This window comes from Streptomyces sp. NPDC002306, assembly GCF_053593435.1.
Map to the genome: position 1 here is coordinate 1 of NZ_JBSFCK010000109.1, position 4,953 is coordinate 4,953.

Annotated in this window: 3 protein-coding genes and 1 pseudogene; all 4 read right to left on the minus strand. The window is 63.4% G+C overall.

Annotated elements, in window-relative coordinates:
• A partial coding sequence (locus tag ACWCQK_RS41960) for a non-ribosomal peptide synthetase (RefSeq protein ID WP_451164495.1) occupies positions 1-2,699 on the minus strand: 2,699 nt, incomplete at its 3' end.
• 264 nt (positions 2,700-2,963) lie between these two features.
• Positions 2,964-3,176, minus strand: a complete 213-nt coding sequence (locus tag ACWCQK_RS41965) for an MbtH family protein (RefSeq protein WP_451164497.1) — start codon at positions 3,174-3,176, stop codon at positions 2,964-2,966.
• A 78-nt stretch (positions 3,177-3,254) separates the two neighbouring features.
• Positions 3,255-4,040 (minus strand): thioesterase II family protein, encoded by a 786-nt coding sequence (locus ACWCQK_RS41970; RefSeq protein WP_451164499.1) that lies wholly within the window; start codon positions 4,038-4,040, stop codon positions 3,255-3,257.
• 23 nt (positions 4,041-4,063) lie between these two features.
• Positions 4,064-4,953: pseudogene (locus ACWCQK_RS41975) on the minus strand (phosphopantetheine-binding protein); the annotation flags it as partial.

The window sequence follows — 4,953 nt, forward strand, 5'->3', positions numbered from 1 at the left end:
CCCACAGAATCATGCGCCGACAACGCCGCTTCGATCTCCCCCAGCTCGATACGGAAACCCCGCACCTTCACCTGATCATCAGTACGACCCAGATAAGCGAGCGTCCCGTCAGCGTTCCACTTCACCAGGTCACCAGTGCGATACATCCGCTCACCCGCACCACCAAAGGGGTTCGCCACGAACCGCTCCGCCGACAGGGAGGGTCGCCTGAAGTAGCCTCTGGCCAGCTGTATTCCGGACAGGTACAGCTCTCCTGGGACGCCTGCGGGCAGGGGCTGGAGGGATGCGTCCAGCACGTAGACCTGGGTGTTGTCGGTGGGTCGGCCGATCGGTGTCGGGCCGTCGTCGGGGCCCATGGGCCGGCCGGTCCACGCGGTCACGGCGATGGTGGCTTCGGTAGGTCCGTAGAGGTTATGCAGGGGCACGTCGAGCAGGTTGCCGAATTCGCGGTGCAGTTCGGGGGGCAGTGCCTCACCGATGCAGATCACCAGACGCAGGTCAACGCAATCGCGGGCCATGGGCTCGTTGAGGAACAAGCGGAGCATCGAGGGAACGAACTGGACGACTGTCACCCGTTCGTCCTGGATGAGTTCCGTGAGGTAGCGGGCGTCCCGGTGGCCGCCTGGTCGGGCCACCACCATGGTGGCGCCTGATACCAACGGCCAGAACAGCTCCCATACTGAGACGTCGAATCCCACTGGCGTCTTGTGCAGGACGCGGTCGGTCCCGGTGAGCTTGTACTCACTCTGCATCCAGGCGAACTGATTGGCTACGCCTATGTGGGAGACAGCGACGCCCTTGGGCCGGCCGGTGGAGCCGGAGGTGTAGATGACATAGGCCGGGTGCTCGGGTAGCAGGGTGGCGTTGCGGTCCGCGTCGGTCAGATTCGTTGCGTCTTGACTCGCCAGAAGCGACAGCGTCTCCGGGGCGTCGAGGAGCAGGGCCGTCGTGCTGTGCTGTTCGGGCAGCACACGCGTTTCCTGCACGGATCGCTGCGTGATGACGGCGGCGGGTCGGGCGTCGTCGAGTATGTAGCCAATGCGGTCTGCGGGGTAGTCCGGGTCGATCGGTACGTATGCCCCGCCGGCCTTGAGTACGGCCAGCAAGGCGATGATCAGGTCTGCCGATCTGGGCAGAGCGACCGCGACCAGTGATTCGGGGCCGACGCCCTGTTCGGCCAGGACCCTGGCGAGTCGGTTGGCTCGTTCATTCAGGTCTGCGTAGGACAGTTCCTCTCCTTCGAAGACGACGGCGGCGGTATCCGCTGCCACGCGCGTCTGCGTTTCGAGGAGTTCCGGAAGAGTGGTCGGCGCTATGTGTGCTGCGGTGTCGTTCCACTCCTTGAGGATGCGGCTGCGTTCCGTGGTCGCGAGCACGTCGAGGTCGTCCATCCTGGTGTGAGGACGGACGATGAGCGTGGCCAGGACGCGAAGGTAGCGCTCCGCCAAGTGCTCGACCGAGCCGCGGTCGAACATGTCGGCCGCGTAGGTGATCTTGCCGTGCAGTCCAGCCGGAGACCGGTCAGGGGCGTAGGTTTCGGTCAGGGTGAAGTCCAGATCGAACTTGCCTGGTGCTTGGGCACCTTGCAGTGCCTCGACATGGAGTCCCGGCAGATCGAGGGTGGGGGCCGTGTTGTTCTGCAGCGTGAACATGACCTGGAACAGAGGGTGGCGCGCCATGGTCCGGGTGGGCGCGAGGTTTTCCACCAGGCGTTCGAACGGCACGTCCTGGTGAGCCAGGGCGTCCAGGTTGGCGTTGCGCACCCGCGCCAGGATGTCCTGGAACGTCGGATTGCCCGTCAGGTCCGCTCGGACGACCAGGGTGTTCACGAAGAACCCGACAAGGTCGTTGAGGGCTTCGTCGGTCCGCCCTGCCACGGGCATCCCGAGGGATACGTCCGTTCCCGCGCCGAGGCGGGACAGCATCACCGCGAGCGCGGCCTGCAGGATCATATGAACTGTGACGTTCTCGGTCCTCGCCAGCGAAGCCAGCTGTTCGTGGAGGAGGCCGTCGACCTCAAGGGGGACGACGCCGCCACGGTGTGTGGCTACTGCCGGGCGGGGCCGGTCCACGGGGAGGGCAAGTTCCTCGGGCGCGCCGTCCAAGGCTTTCCGCCAGTAGGTCAGCTGCTCGTTGAGCAAGCTGTCCGGATCTGTCTCGTCGCCCAGCAGGTCCTTCTGCCACAGGGTGTAGTCGGCGTACTGGACCGGCAGCGGCTCCCACACAGGAGCTGTAGCACTGAGCCGAGCCCTGTAGGCCAGCGACACATCCCGTGCCAATGGTCCCATCGACCATCCGTCGCCAGCGATGTGATGCACCACCAGAACCAACACGTGCTCACTCGGGCCCAGTTCGATCAATCGTGCCTGCAATGGCACGTCACGCGCCAGGTCGAACGAATGCTGCAGCGACCTCGCGATCACATCAGCCAACTCGCGCTCCGTCGCCCTCTGCACCGGGACAGCGACCGACACCTCGCCAGGTTCGAGGACATGCTGGTAGGGCGTGTCATCCGTCACGGGAAATATGGTGCGCAGCACTTCGTGCCGTGACACGACGTCGTTCAACGCCGCCGTCAGCGCTGCACGGTCCAGTGAACCTGTCAGGCGCAACACCATCGGAATGTTGTAGGTCGGGCTCGGCCCCTCCAGCTGAGCCAAGAACCACAACCGCTGCTGCGCGAACGACAAGGGAATCATGAAGGTCTCTCTGAAGAACGAGGTGAGTAGCTTTATTCGCGGCGCGCCTCGTCACAGACGAGTGTCGCGGCAGCCCGAGGGGAGAACGCCGCACCTTAAATGGGTGACGGCGTAGGGGAGTTCGCCTGACCTGAGTTCCCGGGAGGATGTGCCATATGCACCTCACGCATGGGTTGGGCTGCAGCACCAGGCGCCGCTGCCCAACCCATCACCGTGTCCTCGTCCCAGGTCGTCCAACTCAGGGTTGGGTCGCAACTTGGACGATCAGTGCTTCTCCATGGCGGCGATCAAGGACTTCGGACGCATGTCGGTCCAGGACGCCTCGATGTAGTCGAGGCACTCCTGCCGCCCCGCCTCCCCAAAGACAGTTCCCCACCCATCGGGAACGGTCACGAAATTCGGCCACAGGGAGTGCTGGCCTTCGTCGTTGACCAGTACGAGGTAGCTCGCGTTTTCGTCTTCAAACGGGTTCGTCATGTTTCTGACCTTTCTTCTGTGAATGCTTCTTGTTTGCTGCGGGGTGGTATGCCGTCCACCCCTTCCCGTGACGTCGGATCACACAGGAATCTGTTGCCTCGCGAAGAGGTCCGCCAGGAGGTTGTGGACTTCGTCCATGAGGTAGAAGTGGCCACCTTCGAACGCACGCGCGTGAAAGTCCGACCGTGTTGCCGCGGCCCAAGCCATCACCGAATCTCTCTCGAGATCGGAATCGTCGATTCCGTAATATGCGACGATCGGTACGTCAAGAACGAAATCATGTCTCGGCGCGTGCGCTTCGTATCGTTCCAGCAGACGGTAGTCCGCTCGAATAGCGGGAAGCACCAGTTCACGCAGGGAAGGGTCGAGCAGGACCTCGGTTTCCGTGCCTCCCATGTCGGTCAGCGCCGCAATCAGTTCGCGGTCGCTCACTCCCGCAAGGCCGGGCTTCTTCTTGCCTCCCGGTCCCTCACGCCCGGAAACGAAGAGTCCGGCCAACGTCCGTCCCTGTTCTGCCCTGAGGTGAACAGCGAGTTCGTAGGCGATCGACGCTCCCATGCTGTGCCCGAAGAAAATCACGGGGACATCGAAGAGATCGACGGAAGCCGCAGAGAGTCCTGCGACCAACTCCTCCATCGTTTCCGCGGGAGCATCGAGGAACCGGGCTTCTCGCGCCGGATACTGAACCGCCATCAGTTCTACACCGCCTGGAATCAAGTGAGCCCAGGTGCGAAAGAAGTTGGCCGTCCCTCCAGCGTGCGGAAAGCAAACCAAGCGCAAGTCGGGTTCCGATGAGGCCGCCTTGATGGTTCGAAACCAACGGCTGGCAGGTGTGGCGCGGGTCAGGACATGATTCGGATTCACTAGGACCCGCTCCTTTCGGACCGAGGCCGCAGTGCCGGCCTGGCCTTCTTCTTCGGCGCACTTCCCATCGAAGCAGCTAGCCCTGCCACTGTAGGAGTTTCAAAAAGGGATCGAATCGGAACTTCTACGCCAGCTACTGTGCGGATGCGAGCAACAAGGCGGGTGGCGAGGAGGGAGTGACCGCCCAGTTCGAAGAAGTTGTCATCCACCCCAATGCCCTCAACCCCCAAAATCTCTTCAAACAGACCGTGCAGCACCTTTTCCTGCTCTGTGGAGGGTTCCCGGTGGACGGTGCCGGCTGTGGTGTAAGTGGGTGTGGGGAGGGCTTTTCGGTCGAGTTTGCCGTTGACGGTCAAGGGCAGCGCGTCGAGGGTGACGATCGCTGACGGGACCATGTATTCGGGCAGGTGTGTGTGCAGGGCGGCCCGGATGGCGGCGGTGTCGAGTGCGGGTACGGGCAGTTCGGGGCTGTCGGCCGCCGAAGTCACGTAGCCGATGATCCGCTTATCGCCGGGAGTGTCCTCACGAACGATGACGGCGGCCTGTGCGATGCCCGGCTGTGCCAGGAGTACGGTCTCGATCTCGCCGAGTTCGATGCGGAAGCCGCGTACCTTGACCTGATCGTCCGTGCGGCCCAGATACTCGAGTTCCCCGTCGGCATTCCACTTCACCAGGTCACCGGTGCGATACATCCGCCCACCCCGGACTCCGAAGGGGTTCGCCACGAACCGTTCCGCCGACAACCCCGCACGCCCCACATAGCCACGGGCCAACTGGACTCCGGCCAGATACAGCTCACCCGGAACACCCGCGGGCATCGGCTGCAGCCTGCCGTCCAGAACGAACACCCTCGTGTTCCACACAGGCCGGCCGATCGGAACCGTCGAGGGAGGAACCGACTTGTCCCACGTCC

Coding starts and splice junctions, on each gene's coding strand:
- ACWCQK_RS41965 (WP_451164497.1), bottom strand. CDS start 3,176: ATGACGAACCCGTTTGAAGACGAAAACGCGAGCTACCTCGTACTGGTC.